The organism is Nonomuraea sp. NPDC049655 (genome assembly GCF_044465465.1).
Lineage (GTDB): Bacteria > Actinomycetota > Actinomycetes > Streptosporangiales > Streptosporangiaceae > Nonomuraea.
The window spans coordinates 287,669-305,431 of record NZ_JBITLS010000006.1 but is presented as its reverse complement, the minus strand read 5'-3'; the positions used below and the strand labels follow the sequence as shown (position 1 = coordinate 305,431).

At 67.4% G+C, this 17,763-nt stretch carries 17 protein-coding genes, 1 tRNA gene and 1 pseudogene; 8 read left to right on the top strand and 11 right to left on the bottom strand.

The features are described from left to right. Positions 1-9: 9 nt before the first annotated feature. Together ACIBQ6_RS21355 and ACIBQ6_RS21350 are read left to right on the top strand one after the other, a co-directional pair. On the top strand, positions 10-207 hold the full coding sequence (locus ACIBQ6_RS21355) for a helix-turn-helix transcriptional regulator (RefSeq protein ID WP_397213778.1): 198 nt from the start codon (positions 10-12) through the stop codon (positions 205-207). Next, positions 207-1,592 (top strand): tyrosine-type recombinase/integrase, encoded by a 1,386-nt coding sequence (locus tag ACIBQ6_RS21350; RefSeq protein ID WP_397213776.1) that lies wholly within the window; start codon positions 207-209, stop codon positions 1,590-1,592. The genes ACIBQ6_RS21355 and ACIBQ6_RS21350 overlap by 1 nt, the downstream gene beginning before the upstream one ends. A gap of 67 nt (positions 1,593-1,659) precedes the next feature. Here the strand turns inward: ACIBQ6_RS21350 and ACIBQ6_RS21345 are convergent, their stop codons facing one another. Further along, on the bottom strand, positions 1,660-1,998 hold the full coding sequence (locus ACIBQ6_RS21345) for a hypothetical protein (protein ID WP_397213774.1): 339 nt from the start codon (positions 1,996-1,998) through the stop codon (positions 1,660-1,662). A 188-nt stretch (positions 1,999-2,186) separates the two neighbouring features. Between ACIBQ6_RS21345 and ACIBQ6_RS21340 the strand changes: the two genes are divergently transcribed. Beyond that, entirely contained in the window at positions 2,187-2,549 is a 363-nt protein-coding gene (locus tag ACIBQ6_RS21340) for a hypothetical protein (protein WP_397213772.1), read from the top strand. A gap of 95 nt (positions 2,550-2,644) precedes the next feature. Here the strand turns inward: ACIBQ6_RS21340 and ACIBQ6_RS21335 are convergent, their stop codons facing one another. After that, entirely contained in the window at positions 2,645-3,670 is a 1,026-nt protein-coding gene (locus ACIBQ6_RS21335; protein WP_397213770.1) for a helix-turn-helix domain-containing protein, read from the bottom strand. 192 nt (positions 3,671-3,862) lie between these two features. On the opposite strand from ACIBQ6_RS21335, the gene ACIBQ6_RS21330 reads away from it, so the two are divergent. From ACIBQ6_RS21330 to ACIBQ6_RS21320, 3 genes are read left to right on the top strand one after another with little or no spacing between them, the layout of a single operon-like run. Continuing rightward, positions 3,863-4,810: a CBASS cGAMP-activated phospholipase gene (locus tag ACIBQ6_RS21330; RefSeq protein ID WP_397213767.1), complete on the top strand. Its 948-nt coding sequence runs from the start codon at positions 3,863-3,865 to the stop codon at positions 4,808-4,810. A 2-nt stretch (positions 4,811-4,812) separates the two neighbouring features. Further along, positions 4,813-5,976 carry a cyclic GMP-AMP synthase DncV-like nucleotidyltransferase gene (locus ACIBQ6_RS21325; RefSeq protein ID WP_397213765.1) on the top strand — a complete coding sequence of 388 codons (1,164 nt, stop codon included), beginning with the start codon at positions 4,813-4,815 and terminating at the stop codon, positions 5,974-5,976. Next, complete coding sequence (locus ACIBQ6_RS21320; RefSeq protein ID WP_397213763.1) at positions 5,954-6,379, top strand: hypothetical protein; 426 nt, start codon at positions 5,954-5,956, stop codon at positions 6,377-6,379. The genes ACIBQ6_RS21325 and ACIBQ6_RS21320 overlap by 23 nt, the downstream gene beginning before the upstream one ends. Before the next feature lie 211 nt (positions 6,380-6,590). On the opposite strand, the gene ACIBQ6_RS21315 is transcribed toward ACIBQ6_RS21320, so the two are convergent. Together ACIBQ6_RS21315 and ACIBQ6_RS21310 are read right to left on the bottom strand one after the other, a co-directional pair. After that, positions 6,591-6,672: transfer RNA gene (locus tag ACIBQ6_RS21315), tRNA-Tyr, on the bottom strand. 87 nt (positions 6,673-6,759) lie between these two features. Beyond that, complete coding sequence (locus tag ACIBQ6_RS21310) at positions 6,760-7,440, bottom strand: sulfotransferase family protein (protein WP_358289990.1); 681 nt, start codon at positions 7,438-7,440, stop codon at positions 6,760-6,762. A gap of 219 nt (positions 7,441-7,659) precedes the next feature. Between ACIBQ6_RS21310 and ACIBQ6_RS21305 the strand changes: the two genes are divergently transcribed. Then, positions 7,660-8,157, top strand: a complete 498-nt coding sequence (locus tag ACIBQ6_RS21305) for a YajQ family cyclic di-GMP-binding protein (RefSeq protein WP_352322494.1) — start codon at positions 7,660-7,662, stop codon at positions 8,155-8,157. Positions 8,158-8,259: 102 nt separating this feature from the next. Next, a complete protein-coding gene (locus tag ACIBQ6_RS21300; RefSeq protein ID WP_397154442.1) occupies positions 8,260-8,730 on the top strand; it encodes an NUDIX hydrolase in 471 nt (156 codons plus the stop codon). A 152-nt stretch (positions 8,731-8,882) separates the two neighbouring features. On the opposite strand, the gene htpX is transcribed toward ACIBQ6_RS21300, so the two are convergent. The 7 genes and pseudogenes from htpX to ACIBQ6_RS21265 all read right to left on the bottom strand — a co-directional run bounded on the left by htpX (position 8,883) and on the right by ACIBQ6_RS21265 (position 17,493). After that, on the bottom strand, positions 8,883-9,734 hold the full coding sequence (gene htpX, locus ACIBQ6_RS21295) for a zinc metalloprotease HtpX (RefSeq protein WP_358289996.1): 852 nt from the start codon (positions 9,732-9,734) through the stop codon (positions 8,883-8,885). A gap of 174 nt (positions 9,735-9,908) precedes the next feature. Next, a complete protein-coding gene (locus ACIBQ6_RS21290) occupies positions 9,909-11,468 on the bottom strand; it encodes an NADH-quinone oxidoreductase subunit N (protein WP_397213761.1) in 1,560 nt (519 codons plus the stop codon). Next, a complete protein-coding gene (locus ACIBQ6_RS21285; protein ID WP_397213759.1) occupies positions 11,465-13,108 on the bottom strand; it encodes a NuoM family protein in 1,644 nt (547 codons plus the stop codon). The genes ACIBQ6_RS21290 and ACIBQ6_RS21285 overlap by 4 nt, the downstream gene beginning before the upstream one ends. After that, the gene (locus tag ACIBQ6_RS21280) at positions 13,105-15,048 is read right to left on the bottom strand and encodes an NADH-quinone oxidoreductase subunit L (protein ID WP_397213757.1); all 1,944 of its coding nucleotides are present in this window, start codon (positions 15,046-15,048) and stop codon (positions 13,105-13,107) included. The genes ACIBQ6_RS21285 and ACIBQ6_RS21280 overlap by 4 nt, the downstream gene beginning before the upstream one ends. 158 nt (positions 15,049-15,206) lie before the next feature. Beyond that, positions 15,207-15,509 (bottom strand): annotated as a pseudogene (nuoK, locus tag ACIBQ6_RS21275) (NADH-quinone oxidoreductase subunit NuoK); the annotation flags it as partial. Beyond that, positions 15,509-16,069: an NADH-quinone oxidoreductase subunit J gene (locus ACIBQ6_RS21270; RefSeq protein ID WP_352322488.1), complete on the bottom strand. Its 561-nt coding sequence runs from the start codon at positions 16,067-16,069 to the stop codon at positions 15,509-15,511. The gene ACIBQ6_RS21270 and the pseudogene nuoK, both read right to left, overlap by 1 nt. Further along, positions 16,066-17,493, bottom strand: coding sequence for a 4Fe-4S binding protein (locus ACIBQ6_RS21265; protein ID WP_397214244.1), 1,428 nt, complete (start codon positions 17,491-17,493; stop codon positions 16,066-16,068). The genes ACIBQ6_RS21270 and ACIBQ6_RS21265 overlap by 4 nt, the downstream gene beginning before the upstream one ends. Positions 17,494-17,763 lie beyond the last annotated feature (270 nt).

Sequence of the window (17,763 nt, the reverse complement as noted above, 5' to 3'; positions counted from 1 at the left end):
GAACCGCCCTTGAAGACAACAACCCGCACCGACGAAAAGCTCACCGTCGCCGAGGTCTGCGCCGAACTCAAGATCGCCCGCTCCACCTTCTACGACTGGCGCGTCAAGAAGCAGGGACCACGCTGCATCACTCTCGCCAACCGCGAACTACGCATCCGCCGCTCCGAACTCGACCGCTGGCTCAACGAACGAGAGGACGCCGCCTGATGCAGGAGATCACGTACGACGTGCGCATCCGCAGCATAGAGAAGCGCAAAAACGCCCAGGGCGCGATCATCTCCTACCGGCTTTCGTGGAACGTCGACGGCGAGGTATGGAAGGAGACCTTCAAGACAGCAGCACAGGCAGACGCCTTCCGCTCCGAACTCATGACGGCAGCCCGTCGCGGGGAGCCGTTCTCCATCTCCACCGGCCGGCCGGCCTCCTGGCAGCGCAAGATCGAGCAGCCGGAACCAATGCGGTGGTACGCCTTCACCCTCCGGTACGCAGAGGCCAAATGGCCTTACGCCTCCCCGAACCACCGCCGGGGCATCGCCGAAGCCCTGACCGACGCCACCGAAGCTCTGCTCACCGATGTGCACCCGTTCTCGCGAGAGGCCGTACGCGCCGCCCTTCGCTGGTCGTACAGCAACCGCGTCAGGGACACCACCGAACCGCTACCTGAATACGTGGACGTAGTGCGCTGGCTGGAGAGCCACACCAAACCGCTCGTCGCCCTGACCGAGCACGGGTCAGGAGCCGTGCTGACGCGCCACGTGCTGGCCCGCATCAGCCAGACCAAACAAGGAAACCCCGCCGCCGCGAACACCTCCAACCGCAAGCGCATGGTCCTGAACAACGCCATGGAGTACGCCCAGGAGATCGGCGAACTGTCGTCCAACCCCCTCAAGGCCGTGAAGTGGGCCAAGCAGCGCACCCCTACGACAGTGGACCCGCGCGTCGTCATCAACATCAGCCAGGCTCGCCGCTTCCTCGAGGCGGTGGAGAATCACAGCGGGCGAGGCAAGCGTATGAAGGCGTTCTTCGGATGCATGTACTTCGCCGCGCTCCGGCCCGAAGAGGTCGTGGACCTACGGGAGGAACACCTCGTCAGCCTTCCGGTGGACGACTGGGGAGAGATGCGACTGACCAACGCCGAGCCGCGCTCAGGCAGTCGCTGGACAAACAGCGGCAAGGTCCGGGAACGTCGGGAACTCAAACACCGAGCCGTAGGCGAGACACGGAGAGTGCCCATCCATCCCGAGCTGTCCAACATGCTGATCGAGCACCTTAAGGAATTCGGGGCCGGCCCCGGCGGACGAGTCTTCATCGGCCCCCGCGGCGGCCTGATGACCGACCGCGCCTACCTCAAAGTCTTCCACGAAGCCAGGGCACAAGGATTCACACCGTCTGAAGCTAAGTCGCCCCTGATGGAGGTTCCCTACGCCCTCCGCCATGCCGCTGTTTCCACATGGCTCAACGCTGGCGTGCCAGCGCCACAGGTGGCCGAATGGGCAGGCCATAGTGTTGATGTTCTGCTACGTGTCTACGCCAAATGTATCTATGGACAGCAAGACGAAGCCATGCGCCGCATCTTCAAGGCCACTCGGTGAGATCACCGGTCGACTGAAGAGAGTCCCGCTCTTCCTGCCGTAGGCTGAGAAGAGCGGGATTGGAGCACTATTCGTATGAGCCAGGCTTACTGTAGCGGCCTTCAGAGTTTCGCCGTGTCCCGTAGTAGAGCGTGGACTCCGACATGCCGGTAAGGCCACAGGCCTCCGCGAACTCCTTGATGTCGAAGTTCGGGTCCTCGTGCCCCAGGACTTGCGCTGCGACCCACATCACGTTGGTCTTCACGAATCGAGCTTCTCGCTGGCTCAGCAGCGTGTCACTTCGCTTGCCAGGAGAATCTAGCTCCCACTGATGACCTGCCCGGTCAAGGCGATAGGGAGCATCTCTCCAGTCATGATTGCTGATCTCTGCCGCGAACTCGCGGGCAAGACGGCTTAACGCCATCACTGTCCCTCCTAGTAGGACGGGCGGCTCCATGACCCTCCGAATAGGTCGCCGCCTATGAGATCGACCGTACCTCATGGCAAGGCCACACGTCTCTGGATTCAGTGACGCTCTGTTTCGCCGTCTGGGGTCCTGGTGTCCACATCCGGACACCGTGTAGACCTGTCGTCCACCAGCGACGTCATAGAGTCGTGGCGGAAGAGACGGAAGTTCCTCCCAGTCCCGAGGCGCATCCACCAGATGCAGGCAAGGACGCCTGGCTGGTTTCCAACTTCCACTGGGTTCTTCTGATGGCGTTTCTTCTAATGCTGGCCTTCTTTATAGGCCGCGCTACCGCTGACATCGATTTCGGGGCTGAGGCCATCCCGACAGCGAACCCTTGTGACGATGTACGCAAAATCGCAGACAAGCTGACTGCGAAGACCCACCCGTCTGACGATGTCGGAATGGGGGTGATCTTTCATTTGATCAACGACAACCCCTCATGTTTCACAGCTGAGCTCGTGGCTGCAGCTAAAACAGGCCTCGATCAGATGAACGTCCAAGGTCGATAGAGACCTACATCCGCACAACGCAAAGGTTCTCTGCCTCTCACTCAACGAGCTAACAAACTCCGCTTTTGAGCGTCCATCAAGGCCATCGCTGAGAGTCAAACACCTGTCGCCACTGTAATGTTGGCCAACGTATCGTGAGGCAGAAGGCTCCGAACAGAGTGACTCGCTGGCGATGCCAAAAAATCTAGAAGGCGCCGCGGCTGCTCAGGCATGCCGAGCGGTACGGGTTCGATCCGCCGCCACCCTCGCGCCGAGGCCGCCTTGATTGCGGTGAGATAGGTGTTCTCGCTCATGCGACCGAGCGTGCGTGCCCGCATAAGAAGAGCGGCCAGGGAGACTTGCCAATAGCGCTTCAGTTCAAACAGCCGAGGCCAATCGACCTTGGTCGGCAAGTGGTGGCGTATCTCATCTGCTGGCATGAGAAATGCGGCCGCAAATTGGTGTGCTTGGGTTTCGACCTCCTTGATCCCCCAGATTTGCTCACCGTGGAGAACCAAGTGCGCAAGTTCGTGAGCGGCGTCGAAACGCGATCTAGCACGATCGTTCTTGTCCGTACTGAGCACCACGACGGGGTGATCCGGGAATGGCAGCGAGAAGGCGTCAACGTCGGCACTGTCGAGCGGGAGGCGGATGATGGCCACACCGTGATCTTCAAGGAGCTCAACAACATTGTTGACAGGCCCAGACCCCAGGCCCCACTGGGAGCGAACCAGTCCCGCGATCTTCTCTATCTCATCGACGGCAGCGCTGAGTCCAGAGGTTCGCATCTCTGGCACATCAGCTAGCGCGAATCTCCCCGCTGCAGCAGCATGGCCAGCCACGTCGTGTGCGACGTGCGCGATGGCTCTGGCGCGGCGGCGGTCCGCCACTGCTGTACGGCGCAATGATCGAAAAAATCCCTCGTGGGTTTCAGAGATCGGTTGATGGAGGAAGCCGATCGGCACAGTCAAGGCCACACTGAAGGCAGTGATCGTTTCTGGGCTCGGCCGGGCAGCGCCACTCTCGAACTGGCTGATCGCCGCCGGGGAGAGACCCACTTCAGCGGCCAACTGTGCCTGGCTGAGCCTGGCCAACTCTCGGGCGACTCGAAGACGCGTTCGTTCGAACGCCAACGTACTCATGATCCTCCTAGCCCGATCTTGCCCTCCACATTTTGGCTGACAGGGTGTAGTGCTCCGCGAAGGCGCGACACATCGTTACCCCTTCAGTGTAGAAACCCACACGGAAACTTGTGTTGTGATATTAAGTACGATCAACAGTTCGGGTGCATCGAAGGGAGCGGTCCATGGTCGCGCGTCGTTGGGCGGTGGTAGGTGCCTGATCGATTTCAGATCCTGTCCCTGGACGGCGGAGGCCTGCGGGGAATGTTCTCCGCCGCAGTCCTGGCGCGACTCGAAGAAGATCTCGACGTCCACATCGTCGACCACTTCGACTTGATCGCCGGCACCTCCACCGGCGGCATCATCGCCCTCGGCCTGGGGCTGGGACTGTCGCCGCGCCAGGTGCTCGAGTTCTACACCCAGCACGGGCCCCGCATCTTTCGCGATCGCACTCATCTTCGGGGCCTACGGCACCTCGTGCGCGCTAAGTACCCCGTGGCCCCGCTGCGTGCCGCGCTCACCGATGTGTTCGGCGACCGCACCTTCGGCGAGAGCACCAAGCGTCTGGTGATCACCTCGTACAACATCGGGGCCAACGACGTCTACCTGTTCCGCACCCCGCACCTGCCCACATTGAAACGCGACTGGCGCGAGCGCGCTGTCGATGTCGCCCTGGCCACCTCGGCCGCCCCGACCTACCTACCTGGCATGCCGTTGGACGGTGCCCGCCTGGTCGATGGCGGCATCTGGGCGAACAACCCCTCCATGGTTGCTCTCACGGAGGCGATCGGTCCGCTCGGCCTCCCCTTGAGCGCCATCCGGGTGTTCAGCCTCGGCACCACCACGGACATGCGCAACCGAAGCCGTCGTCTAGACCGCGGCGGCCTGCTGCCGTGGGCCAGCGATGCCGTGGAGGTGCTGATGCGCGCGCAGAGTGAGAGCGCGACCAAACAACTGCGACATTTCATCGGCAAAGAGCACGTCCTACGGCTCAACCCCACGGTCCCCACCGGCGCCATCGCCCTGGACAAGGTAGACGCTGACGCCCTGATCGGGCTAGCCGGCCATGAGAGCCGCAGCGCCTCCCCGAGCTTCACCCGCTGTTTCGCCGACCACGACGCGGAGCCGTTCGTCCCCTACTACCCAGCGCGGAAGGACTGATCTTGGACACCTTGGAGGAGATGCTGTCGGACCTGCTCGATGGCGCCGTCGAGACCCTCGACATCGCTCCCTACCTCTACCGGCTCGCCGTGAGGTGCTACGAGGATGTGGGTACCTGGCTAGCTGAGCGCGGCAAGTCAGATTGGCGGATCTACCCGCAGGGCTCGTTCCTTCTCGGCACCGTCGTGCGGCCACACACCCCACGTGGCGAGTACGACATCGACCTGGTGTGCCGATTGCCGGTCGCCAAGGAGAGCACCACCCAGGCCAAGCTCAAGGAGCTCATCGGTGACGAACTGTTCGCGTTCATGCAGTGGAAGAAGCAGCAGGGCGCGGCGGACGGGCCGAAGGGCATCGATGAACGCCGCCGCTGCTGGACCCTCGACTACTCCGGCGAAGGCTTCCATCTGGACGTCCTGCCGACCATTCCCGACGTCGAACGCCCGCCCACTGGCATCTTGCTCACTGACAAGGTGCTCCCCCAGTGGCAGCGCAGCAATCCGATTGGTTACGCCGAGTGGTTCAAGGACCGTTCGGAGCTAACGTCCTATCGCATCGAGGCCGCCACGAAGCGACACGTGAACGTGGCCGACGTTCCCGAGTGGGAGATCCGCACCCCGCTCCAGCGCGTCGTCCAGATCCTCAAGTGGCACACCATGCTGCGCTTCGCCAACAACCCGGACAACCGTCCCCCGTCTATCCTGATCACCACGCTTGCCGCCCAGGCATACGAGGGCGAACGCGATCTGTTCACCGCCACCTCAAACGTCCTCAGCCGCATGCGGGACTCCATCGAGAACCGTGACGGCGAGTGGTGGGTGCCCAATCCCGCGCACAAGAAGGAAAACTTCACGGACAAGTGGAACGAGTACCCCGAGCGGCGCGAGGCTTTCTTCCGATGGCACAGTGACATCTCGTCCGTGCTGCACGACCTCATCCGCATGGAGAACAAGGGCTTGGACATCGTGGCCAAGCGGATGTCGGAGGGCTTCGCCCCCGAGCCCATCATGCGGTCCTTTGAACGCATGGGCGAGCGGCAGCGCGAGCTACGGGAGGCCGGTAACCTGCACATGGCCCCGACCGGCCGACTTACGACGGCCGCCGCCGGCCCCCGTGTGCGCGGCCATGGATTCTTCGGCCAGCATGCCGCCGATTCGCGCGATTAACCTCGCCCAACAGCTTGCCGGGATCGTGGCCGTGCTTCCTGACGCTCGCGGCAGCGTTCATCGCGGCGAACTCAGTTGCATCGTCCAGCTACAGCCGACGCCAGCCAGCCGCACCTACACAATTCGGTTGGTGTATCGGCACGGTCGCAGGCCGTGCGTCACCGTGGTGGATCCCCCACTTGCGCTCCACCCCGACGCAAGGGCGCTGCCTCACGTCTACCCCAAGGACGAATTGTGCCTGTACTACCCGGGGCAGTGGAGCCACGACATGCTGCTGGCCAAGACAATCCTGCCGTGGACTGCTGAATGGCTGAACCACTACGAACTGTGGCTGATTACAGGGCGCTGGGCTGGAGGTGGCCATGCCGACGCTACCGAAGCCTTGCCGTCGCCAGGCACTTGAGAGCCTCCGAGCGCTGAGGGATGCCGGCCTCTTTTTCGTCGGACGAGCAGCCTGCCGCTCAAGCTCGATCATGTCCTGCCGACTTTGATCGTTAGGGAACGTATAGGGAACGATCAACCGTAGAGCGCCGGTGTCAGCCGTGGACGGCCGGACACAACGCGAGAGGCCCGTCACCGCGTTTCCGCTGGTGACGGGCCTCTTCCCGCTGGTGTGGCAGGTGCAAGGTTCGAACTTGCGTAGGCTGAGCCGACGGTTTTACAGACCGCTCCCTTTGGCCACTCGGGCAACCTGCCGTGCCATCCGCTCTCGCGGCGACAGACAGAAGAATAGCGGACTTCCGAGGTGTACGTGACACCAGTTTGTCCCCAGCCGGATCGTGGTCACCGGCTGCGCCGGAACAGCAGGCGTCCCATCCCGCGTGCGTGCTGGTCGAAGCCTGCCGCGTCGTTGGTTCTGGGGAAGGGTTCGTCCGGGACGGGCACGCCGAGGAAGTCGCACAGCGGCTGCCAGCCCTGGGCGACTTCGAACACCAGCAGGCGATCCTGGGGGATGGTGGCTTTGACCTCCTCCACGTGTTCGGTGAAGATCTTGAGGGCGAGTTCGGTGTCGGGGGTGCCGCCGCCGAAGACGCGCTCGCTCACGACCAGCCGGGTCATCCGGATGAATGCCGCGAAGTCCGTGTCGAGGAGGCGGGAGAGCGTGGCCATCGTCCGGCCCGACCAGGTGCGGGCGCGGGCCGACTGTTTGAAGATGGTGGCGTTCATGCTGGCCAGCCAGCGTTCCGGGTCGCGGACGGTGAGGATGACCTTGGCGTCGGTGTAGTGGTGGGCGAGTTCGCGCCAGTACGCGGCGGCCGGCCAGTCGACGCAGGAGTCGTACCCCGACATGAGGGTTTCCCAGGTGACCGGACGGCCTTCGGCGAGGTCCAGCCAGCGTCGGATGTGGACGGGATTCTGGAGCACCTCCGTCATGTGGTGACATGGGCCGAAGCCCAGACGTTCCAGCGCGGTCTTCGTGGACAAGGTTCCGGTACGGCCGAAGCCGGCTCCGATGACTCGCATGATCCCTACCAATACGATCGGAAACTGCGAAATGTGGGTCCACAGGCATGATCCGTCGCCAAGAGCCCGGCATCAAGCCGCCTCGCGCCCACGTGGACTGCACGGCGCGCCGATGCTGGCTAGGCTCGTTCGCTGGGTCCGCGCATTCGGCGTACGACGGAGCGGTTTCGCGTACGGCGGAGAGGCGGGATCCCTAATAACGCTTTCACAGCCGAGAGGATGGGTGTTTTGGCCGATTCATCTTTCGATATCGTCAGCAAGATCGACCGCCAGGAGGTCGACAACGCGCTGAACCAGACGGCCAAGGAGATCGGGCACCGCTTCGACTTCAAGGGCACCGGGGCGAGCATCAGCTGGACCGGTGACAACATCGAGATCAAGGCGAACAGCGAGGAGCGCGCCAATGCCGCACTCGACGCGTTCAAGGACAAGGTGGTCAAGCGCGGGCTCTCGCTGAAGATCCTCGACGCGGGCGAGCCCAGGCTGTCGGGCAAGGAATACCGCATGCTGGTCACCCTCAAGGAGGGCATCGACCAGGAGAACGCCAAGAAGATCTCCAAGCTGATCCGCGACGAGGGGCCCAAGGGCATCAAGGCGCAGATCCAGGGCGAGGAGCTGCGGGTTAGCTCGAAGAAGAAGGACGATCTGCAGGACGTCATTTCTCTGCTCAAGGGCAAGGATCTCGACATCGCTCTGCAATTCGTGAACTACCGCTAACAGGTCGGCATCCGGGGCACATGGCGGCGTACGCGCCTTCTTGTGCCTCGGGCCTGCATTCACGGTGGAACGGGCGAATCCGGCATCGTAGGCTCGACAATCGTGACGAAGATCCCCCTGCGCCGCTTCACGGCACGCGTCCTGCCCCTTGATGCGAAAGACCGAGTGCTGCTGCTGCACGGCTTTGATCCGCAACTGCCGGACAAGCCGTTCTGGTTCACCATCGGGGGCGCGGCGGAGGCCGGGGAGGAGCTTCGGCAGGCCGCCGCGCGCGAGCTGTACGAGGAGGTCGGGATCCGGCGGGAGGTGGCGGAGTTCACCGGGCCGTACGGGACGAGCACGATCGAGTTCTGCTGGTCCGATTATGCGATCACGCAGGACCAGACCTTCTTCGCGATCCGGGTGCACGACACCGCCGTGTCGTTCGAGCACATGGAGCAGATCGAGAAGGAGACGACGACGGGGCATCGGTGGTGGAGCGCGGAGGAGCTCGAGAACACCGAGGAGACCTTCTTCCCGGAGGACCTGCCGGCCATCCTGAGGAGGATCGCTGCGGCCGGAGAGCCGGGGTAGCCCTGACGTCGCCGGAAGGCCCTGATCGCTGCAGCAGGACCGCCCGAAGGGCAAGATGACGGGTGAGCCCCGTTCGGGGCTCTCGATCGATTTCGGAGGTCCTGGCGCATTCGCCACGGACGCGTCCCCCGCACTTCGTCCTGGCCGGAAAGTCAGCGGCGGTAGCCGGCCATGCGCTCCAGCCTCGCCACCCGCTCCGACGTGGGCGGATGCGTCGAGAAGAGGCGGCCGAAGCCGGATCCGCTGAACGGGTTCGCGATCATCATGTGGGACGCCGACGTGAGGCGGCTGTTCTCGGGAAGCGGCAGCCTGCGCGCACCCATCTCGATCTTGCGAAGGGCCGAGGCCAGGGCCAGCGGGTCGCCCGTGAGCCGCGCGCCCGACTCGTCGGCCTGGAACTCTCTGGTGCGGGAGATCGCCATCTGGACCATCCCGGCCGCCACGGGCCCGAGGATCATCATCAGCAGCGCGCCCACGAACCCGGGCCCCTCGTCGTCGTCGGAACCGCCGAAGAAGACGGCGACGTAGCTGAGCCAGGTGATCATCGTGGCCAGCGCACCGGCCACGGAGGAGACGAGGATGTCCCGGTTGTACACGTGGGACAGCTCGTGCCCGATCACGCCGCGCAGCTCGGACTCGTCGAGCAGCTGGGTCAGGCCGTACGTGACGCACACGGCGGCCTTCCGCGGGCTGCGGCCGGTCGCGAAGGCGTTGGGCTGGACCGTCGGGGAGATGTACAGCCGCGGCATCGGCTGGCGCGCCTCGGTGGAGAGCTCGCGGACGATCCGGTAGAGCGTGGGGTGCTCCACCTCGCTGACCGGCCTGGCCCGCATGGCCGACAGCGCGATGCGGTCGGAGAAGAAGTAGGCGACGCCGTTGCTCAGCAGGGCCAGCACGAGCGCGATCTGCAGGCCGGTGCCACCCCCCAGCCACGCGCCCATCACGATGATGAACGCGGACAGACCTCCCAGGAGGATGGCGGTACGCAGACCGTTGTGGTGCAAGGTCTCCCCCCTTCGTGGTCCGGGTTTCACCTCGTCCAACGACGACGACCCGGTCTATCGTTCCCCGGCGTGCTCAGCTGCGGGCGGAGCGCGACTTACCCCGTGTCCGCCGGGGAAGAGAGCGGGGTGCGGCCGGCTGCCCGCATGACAACCGGTGTCATGACCGGCCTACGGTCAGCTCGTGGCCGATAAGGACGTCATGTCCAGCACGAGCTGCGGAGCGACCGAGAAGAGGATCGCCACGGCCAGGGCCAGGGCGACAGCGAGCCACGCCGATGGGGACGAGCCACGCAGGCGCGTCTCCCCGGGAGGGGCGAAGAGCCGGGCCGCCCAGGCGGCGTAGTAATAGAGGCCGATCACGGTGTTGACGGCCATGACCAGCGCGAGCCAGCCGAGGCCGCCCTCGACGATCGTCCGGAACACGAAGACCTTGGCGAAGAGGCCGGCCAGCCCTGGCGGCAGCCCTGCCAGGCAGACCAGGCAGAAGGCCAGCGCGATGCCGGCCGCCGGGCTGCGGAGGACCAGGCCGCGATAGTCGTCGAGCTCGTTGCGCGGGGCGGCCCTGGAGACGAGCATGACGACGGCGAAGGCCCCGAGGTTCATGGCCGCGTAGATGACCAGGTACGCGACGGATGTGCCGGTCGCGGCCTGGGACGGAGCCTGGGACGGGGCCGCCGTGGCGGCGATCGCCAACGGGGCCAGGATGTAGCCGGACTGGGCGACCGAGGACCAGGCCAGCATGCGGACGGCCGACCGCTGACGCATGGCGAGCAGGTTGCCCACGGTCATGGTCAGCGCCGAGATGACCGCGATCACCGGCCCCCAGGTGGACGACTGGCCGGCCAGCCCGGCGACCAGGACCAGGATGAGCCCCGCGAACCCGGCCGCCTTGGAGATGACCGAGAGCAGGGCCGCCACCGGGACGGGCGCGCCCTGGTAGACGTCCGCCGCCCAGGAGTGGAACGGCACGGCGGCGATCTTGAACGCGAACCCGGCCGCCACGAGGACGACGCCCACCGTGACGACCGCGGGCAGCCCGTGGGCCGTCTCCAGGGCCGTGGAGTGCGTGCCCGCCGCCCCCGGCGCCGGGATCCGGCCGCCCAGGACGGCCGCCACGCGGGACAGGTGGACCGCCCCGGAGACGCCGTACAGAAGGGAGACGCCGAACAGCATGACGGCCGTGGACACGACCGACACGACGAAGAGCTTGACCGCGGCCTCGGAGGCGCGGCCGTCGTAGCGTTTGAGCGCGGTGAGGGCGAACACCGGCAGCGAGACCAGTTCGAGCGCCACCACGAGCATGATCAGGTCGCGGGAGGCGGGCAGGGTGACCGCGCCGACGAGGGTGCACAGCAGCAGGAAGTACCACTCACCGGCCGGGATGCCGCCCCCGGCCAGCTCCGTCATCGACATCAGCACGACCACCAGGGCCGCGACGAGCACCAGCCCGGCGAAGACCGTCGTGAACCGGTCGGCGACGAACGAGCAGAGCGTGCCCGCTCCCCCGGTCGCTAGGTCCGGCGGCACGCAGAACGTCGCCCGGGACGTGCCGCCTGCGGCCTGCGCGATCACGAACCCGAGGGCCACGACGACCCCCGCCAGGGTCACCAGCCCGAGCGCGGTGCGGGTACGCGTCGAGGCGGGCAGGAACACGTCGAGCAGCAGCACGAGCCCGGCCACCACCGCCAACGCCAGCGGCGGCGCGATCACGAAGTAGTCGATCTGCTGAGTCATGGCAGGGCTCCCAGCAGGGTCTGCGCCACCGGCGTGGTGAGTGAGAGCAGGAGACCTGGCCAGAGCCCGAAGAGCACGATCAGGACCACCAGCGGGGTCCACGCGGCCACTTCGTAGGACCGGAGGTCGTCGATGCGCTGCGTGGCGTGGCCGACTTCGAGGGTCGCGGTCGCCGGTTGCCCCGCGAGCGTCTCCTCCGAGCCGAGAGGCACAACGGGACGTTCGTCCGGAGTCTCCCCCTCCGGTGGGGTCTGCCGCCGCCGCGCGGCTCCCGACGGACGGCCGTGGGTGACGCGGGACAGCATGAGCACGAAGTACGCGGCCGTCAGGACCGCTCCCAGGCCGCCGATCACCATGTACGTGCGGAAGAGCGCACGTGGCAGGCCGCTCGCCGGCTGGAACGACCCCAGCAGCGCCAGCATCTCCCCCCAGAACCCGGCCAGGCCGGGCAGCCCGAGCGAGGCGATCGCGGCGAACGTGAGCACCGATCCCAGTCGCGGCATCGTGGCCAGCAGGCCGCCGCCGAGGCTCGGCATGTCGGCCGTGTGGTAGCGGTCCTTGATCCCACCGGCGAGGAAGAACAGCAGGCCGGTGATCAGGCCATGGGCGACGTTCGCGAACAGGGCGCCGTTGACGCCGACCGGGGTCAGGGTGGCGAAGCCGAGCAGGACGAAGCCCATGTGGCCCACGGACGAGTAGGCGATCATGCGTTTGAGGTCACGCTGGGCCAGGCAGGCCAGGGCGCCGTAGACGATGCCGGCCACGGCGAACGCCCCCAGCCACGGCGCCACGGCGGCTGCCCCCTCGGGGAGGACGGGGATGGCGATCCTGGCGAAACCGTACGTGCCCATCTTCAGCAGCACTCCGGCCAGCAGCACCGAGCCGACGGTCGGGGCCTCGGTGTGGGCGTCGGGCAGCCAGGTGTGCAGGGGCCACATCGGCGTCTTGACGGCCAGGCCCACACCGATCGCCACGAACGCCAGGATCTGCACGGACCTGGACATTCCTGCGCCGTGAGCGGCGGCCAGCTCGGCAATGTCGAGCGTGCCGGTCCGCGCCCAGACGAGCAGCAGGCCGAGGAGCATCACGACCGAGCCGAGCAGCGTGTACAGGATGAACTTGACCGACGCCGCCCGGCGCCCGGCGCCGCCCCAGATGCCGATCAGGAAGTACATCGGGATCAGCACGATCTCGAAGAAGACGAAGAAGAGCAGCAGGTCGAGGGCGAGGAACGTGCCGATCATGCCGACTTCGAGCACCAGCAGCGTGAACACCAGCGCCCTCGGCCTGTTCCCCAGGAACCGGCTCGGCGTGCGGGGCCGGCCCCAGGACAGGTAGCCGAAGCAGAGGAACGTCAGCAGCGCGGTGAGCACGATCAGCGGCAGGGAGATGCCGTCGACGCCCAGATGGAAGCGGAGCCCCAGGCCGGGGATCCACGGCTGGTCGACCGCGAACTGCAGGCTCGTCGGCCGCCCATGGTCGAACGTGGCCGCCATGACCAGGGCCAGTGCCAGCGTGACCCCCGAGAGGATCAGGCCGTACGTGCGCAGGACCGGGCGGAGCGCGCCGGGGGCGAGGAGGAGCACGAGCGCGCCGAGCAGGGGCACGGCGAGCAGTGCGACCGACAGCCAGCCCGTCATGTGAGCATCACCGCCCCCACCGCGATCAGGATCACGCCGGCGAGAACGCCGCTGACATAGAGCTGCACGTTGCCGTTCTGGGCCAGGCGCAGCCATCCGGACAGGCCGCGGGCGGTGCGGCCCGACCCACGGACCGCGCCGTCGACGACCACGTCGTCCGTTCTGACGACCAGCCGGGCCAGGGCCGTGATCGGGCGGACGAACAGCGCCGCGTAGACGTCGTCGACGTAGAAGGCGCGCTCGCAGGGCACCCGTAGCGGGCCCAGCAGGCGGGCCGGGTCGGTGACAGGATCGCCGCGCCAGACGGCGTAGACGACGCCCGCGCCGAGCAGCGCGAGCACGATGCTGATCACGGCCACCGCCAGCTCGACGTGCGGCTGCCCCGCGAAGCCCAGCAGCAGAGCGGGGACCGCGAGGAGCACCACGGGCACGAGCATGGTCTTGGGGGCCTCGGTGACGTCGACGACGTGGGCCGTGCCGGGCTCGGGCTCGGGGAGCGCCACCACGCGCGGTGGCCCGAAGAACGTGCGGAGCCAGGCTCTGGTGGCGTACGCGCCGGTGACGGCGACGGTCGCGAGGGCGCAGCCGTACAGGAGCAGGGCGGCGGCGTCCGTCAGGCCGCCGCCGGCCAGAGCGCCGTCCATGGCCGCCAGGACGCCGTCCTTGCTGAAGAAGCCGCTGGCCGGTGGCAGGCCCATCAGAGCGGCGAACCCCACCGTCATCGTCACGAACGTGACCGGCAGCTCGCGGCGCAACCCGCCCATCTGGGCCATCAGGTTGGAGCCGACGTGGTGGATCACCACTCCCGCGCACAGGAACAGCAGCGCCTTGAACGCCCCGTGGGTCACCAGGTGGAAGATCGCCGCCCGATCGGAGCCCGCGGCTAGGCCGCCGGCCATGTAGGCGAGCTGGCTGACCGTGGAGTAGGCGAGCACCCGTTTCAGGTCGTCCTGGGCGAACGCGGCCAGTGCGGCGCCCAGCATGCCGATCGCGGCGATGACGGCCAGGACGTCGAGCGTGGGACGGGCGGCGAGGAAGGCGGGAAAGAGCCTGGCCACGATGAAGATGCCGGCGGCGACCATGGTGGCGGCGTGGATCAGCGCGCTGATCGGGGTCGGGCCGGCCATGGCGTCCGGGAGCCAGGTGTGCAGCGGCACCTGGGCGCTCTTGCCTGCGACGCCGCACAGCAGCAGCATGGTGGCCGTCGTCAGGGTGGCCGCGGACATGTCGGGCACCTTCGCCAGCACGTCGGCGACGCGGAAGCTGCCCGCCGCCGTGCCGAGGACGAAGATGCCGAACAGGAAGCCGACGTCGCCGAGCCGGGTGACGAGGAACGCCTTGACCGCCGCGCGCGAATTGCCCCGGTCTTCCCACCAGTGGCCGATGAGAAGGTAGGAGCACAGGCCCATGATCTCCCAGCCCACGTAGAGGACCAGGAGGTCGCCCGCGTAGACCACCAGGAGCATGGCACTGGTGAACAGGCTGATGAACGCGCTGTAGGAGGGGTAGCGGGGATCGTCTTTGAGGTAGCCGACCGAGTAGATCTGCACGGCCAGCGCCACCAGCGTCACCAGGACGCCGAGGAGGGCCGACAGGTCGTCGGCCAGCAGGGTCAGCGAGATCGGGACGCCGCCGGTGACGATCGAGCCGTACGCGCGGCCCACGGGCGCCGAGGGGGCGCCGCCTTCGAGGAACGTGAAGCCCGGCCCCCAGGCCAGCCAGAGAGCCAGCACGGCCGACACCGCGGTCGGGACGACGGCGATCCAGGCGGCTCGGCGGTTGGCGCGTTCGCCGGCGGTCTTCTCGGCCGCCGCGAGCCGCGCTCCGGCCGGTGGCTGTTCCTGGGCAGCGGGGCGGGCGTGCGGCCAGCGGGAGAGCAGCAGGCCGGTGGCGGCGGCGATGGCGGGCAGCAACACGGCCAGCAGCGGGAACGTCGTCACAGCTCGCCCCCTCGCCGGGCGCGGCGGTCGTCCGGGTGGGGCTGGCCTGGGCCGGTCGGCGAGGCCGGATGGTGGTCGTTGAGAGAGGGCGGGGTGGTGTCGGCGGCGTGGCCGGAGGGGGTGGCGGCCGGGACCAGGTCAGGGCGTTCGTCGGGAGGCTCGGACAGGTCGCGGAGGTGGTCGAGGTCGACGGTCCGGCGGTTGCGGTAGAGGGCCAGGACGATCGCCAGGCCGAGGCCGACCTCGGCGGCGGCGATGACGATGACGAAGAGGGTGAGCACCTGACCGCTGTGCAGCCGGTCGCGCAGCCACACGTCGAACGCCACCAGGTTGAGGTTGACGGCGTTGAGCATCAGCTCGACCGACATGAGCACGAGGATCGTGTTGCGCCTGGCGAGCACGCCGTAGACGCCCACGGAGAACAACAGCGCGGAGACGACCGCCGGGTAGACGATGTGCACTAGTGACCCCCGGTCTGATCGGGCGGCGAGCCGGGAATGTCCGTACGGGACAGCACGATGGCTCCGATCAATGCGGCGAGCAGCAGCACGGACAGCGCCTCGAACGGCAGCACCCAGGTGGCGAAGACGCTGGCGCCCAGCTCCTTCGCCGCCCCCTGGCCCGGTGTGAGCGGGGTGTACGCCGTGCGGAATCCGTCGATCACGACCGTGACCAGGACCGCGGCGGTCGCCACCGCCACCAGGGCGGCCACCGGCCGGTTGCCGCTGTCGAGGTCGGCGGAACGGCCGATCGGGGCACGGGTGAGCATGATGCCGAACAGCATCAGGACCACCACCGCGCCCACGTAGATGAGCACCTGGACCCAGGCCACGAACTCGGCGGTCAGCACCAGGTAACCGCCCGCGAGCGCGCCGAAGGAGACCACGAGCCACAGGGCGGCGTGGACGAGTTGCCGGGTCGTGACGACGAGCAGCGCCGATCCAACCGCTACCGCTCCCAGCAGCAAGAAGACGATCTCTTGCCCGGTGGGTGACAGGTAGGAGGGCACCGCCTCGGTCACGACTCCTCCTCGGACTCCTCTGTGTCGTCAGGGCCGAGCCGCCCCGGCGGTCGGATGGACCTCGGGTCCGCCATCCGGCGCCTGCGGGGGCTCGCGGAAGAAGTCTGCTCGTCCGGACCGGGTTCCGGAGACGGTTCACCCGCGCCTGTGGAAAACCCGTTCGAGGGCGGCTCGCCTGTGGATGAAGGCGTTCGCGGCGGGTGCTCGTCCGAGGCCGGGGCGTCCTGGTCGGGCGGGCGGTTCGGCTCCTCGCCCGCCGGAGCTGCGGCGTCGCCGTCATGGGCGCGCGGCGCGTCGCCCTCCGCCGCGGGGGGAACTTCGCCCTCCGCCGCGGGGGGAACGTCGCCCTCCCCCGCGGGGCGAACGTCGCCTTCCGTCACGTCTGACGGGCTTGCCGCTGTTGACGGTTTCGGGGTTGTTGTGTCGGACGGGCGAGTGTCTTCCGGCTCTTTGTCCTGTGCATCGGCGGACGGTTCGGCCGCTTGCGGGCTTGGCGGGAGAGCGCCCGGAGGACGGATGCCTCGTACGTTGGACATGGGCCTGCGCGTACGCTCGCGGCGGCCCGCAGGGGGCGGAGGCGTGGCAGGGCCTTCGCCGGGCGCGGCTTCAGGAGCTTCCGCGGAGCCGGCCTTCTCACCTGCTCGCTCTTCCCGGGCGGCACCGGCGCGCGCTTCGACGCCTCCCGCCGACGGGCCCGCGTCGGTGCGCCCAGCAGGCGGAGTTGCGCCGGCCTGTCCGGCGTCACCTGCTGCGGCCCCCTCGGGGCCAGGGACGGCTTCCCCGCCTTCGGGACGGCGCGCTGCTTCGGCGCCGGGGGTTGCGCTCACGGCGGAGCCGGCGTCAGGGGCTGCGCTCACGGCGGAGCCGGCGTCAGGGGCTGCGCTCACGGCGGAGTCGGGGCCGGGCGGGGATGTGGCGCCGGCCTCGGAGTCGGGGCCCGGTCGCGCTGCGCCCGTTCCCTGGGGGGTCGTTGACGCTGCTTCGCCCGCGGCGCCCTCCCGCTCTCGCGGGGCACGGCGGGCGGCTCCGGCGGGGCCGGGTGCTTCAGGCGCTGCTCCGGGGCGGGTGGTTCCGGTACGGGCCGCGGGACGGCGAGGGGCCGCCGTGAGCTCCTTGGGCGGTTCGGCGCCGGGATCGTGGGCGGGCGGCGGCGGGACGGTCTGGGTCCAGGACGCCAGCTTGTCCTTCTCGTGAAGAAGGTTCCGGATGTCACCCTCGGCGTACTCGAACTCCGGAGACCAGAAGAGCGCGTCGAAGGGACAGACCTCGATGCAGATGCCGCAGTACATGCACAGCGCGAAGTCGATGGCGAACCGGTCGAGCACGTTGCGCTGACGGGGACGCCCGCCCTCCGGTGCCGGGATCGTCTCCTTGTGGGAGTCGATGTAGATGCACCAGTCGGGGCACTCTCGGGCACAGAGCATGCAAGAGGTGCAATTTTCCTCAACGAGGGCGATAACGCCTCGACTGCGCGGCGGAAGAGCCGGCTTGACCTCGGGATACTGCTGGGTGACGGATTTGCGCAGCATGTGGCGAAGAGTGATGGACAGCCCTTTCGCCAGTCCGACTCCCGGTATCCGCGCCATGGTTCAACATCATGACGTACTTGGCGGCGGAGGTGAATGAGCCAAGACCGTTGTCCCCAGTTTTTCCACAGCCATCCACAGGTTCGGTGGAAGTTATCCACAGGCTGG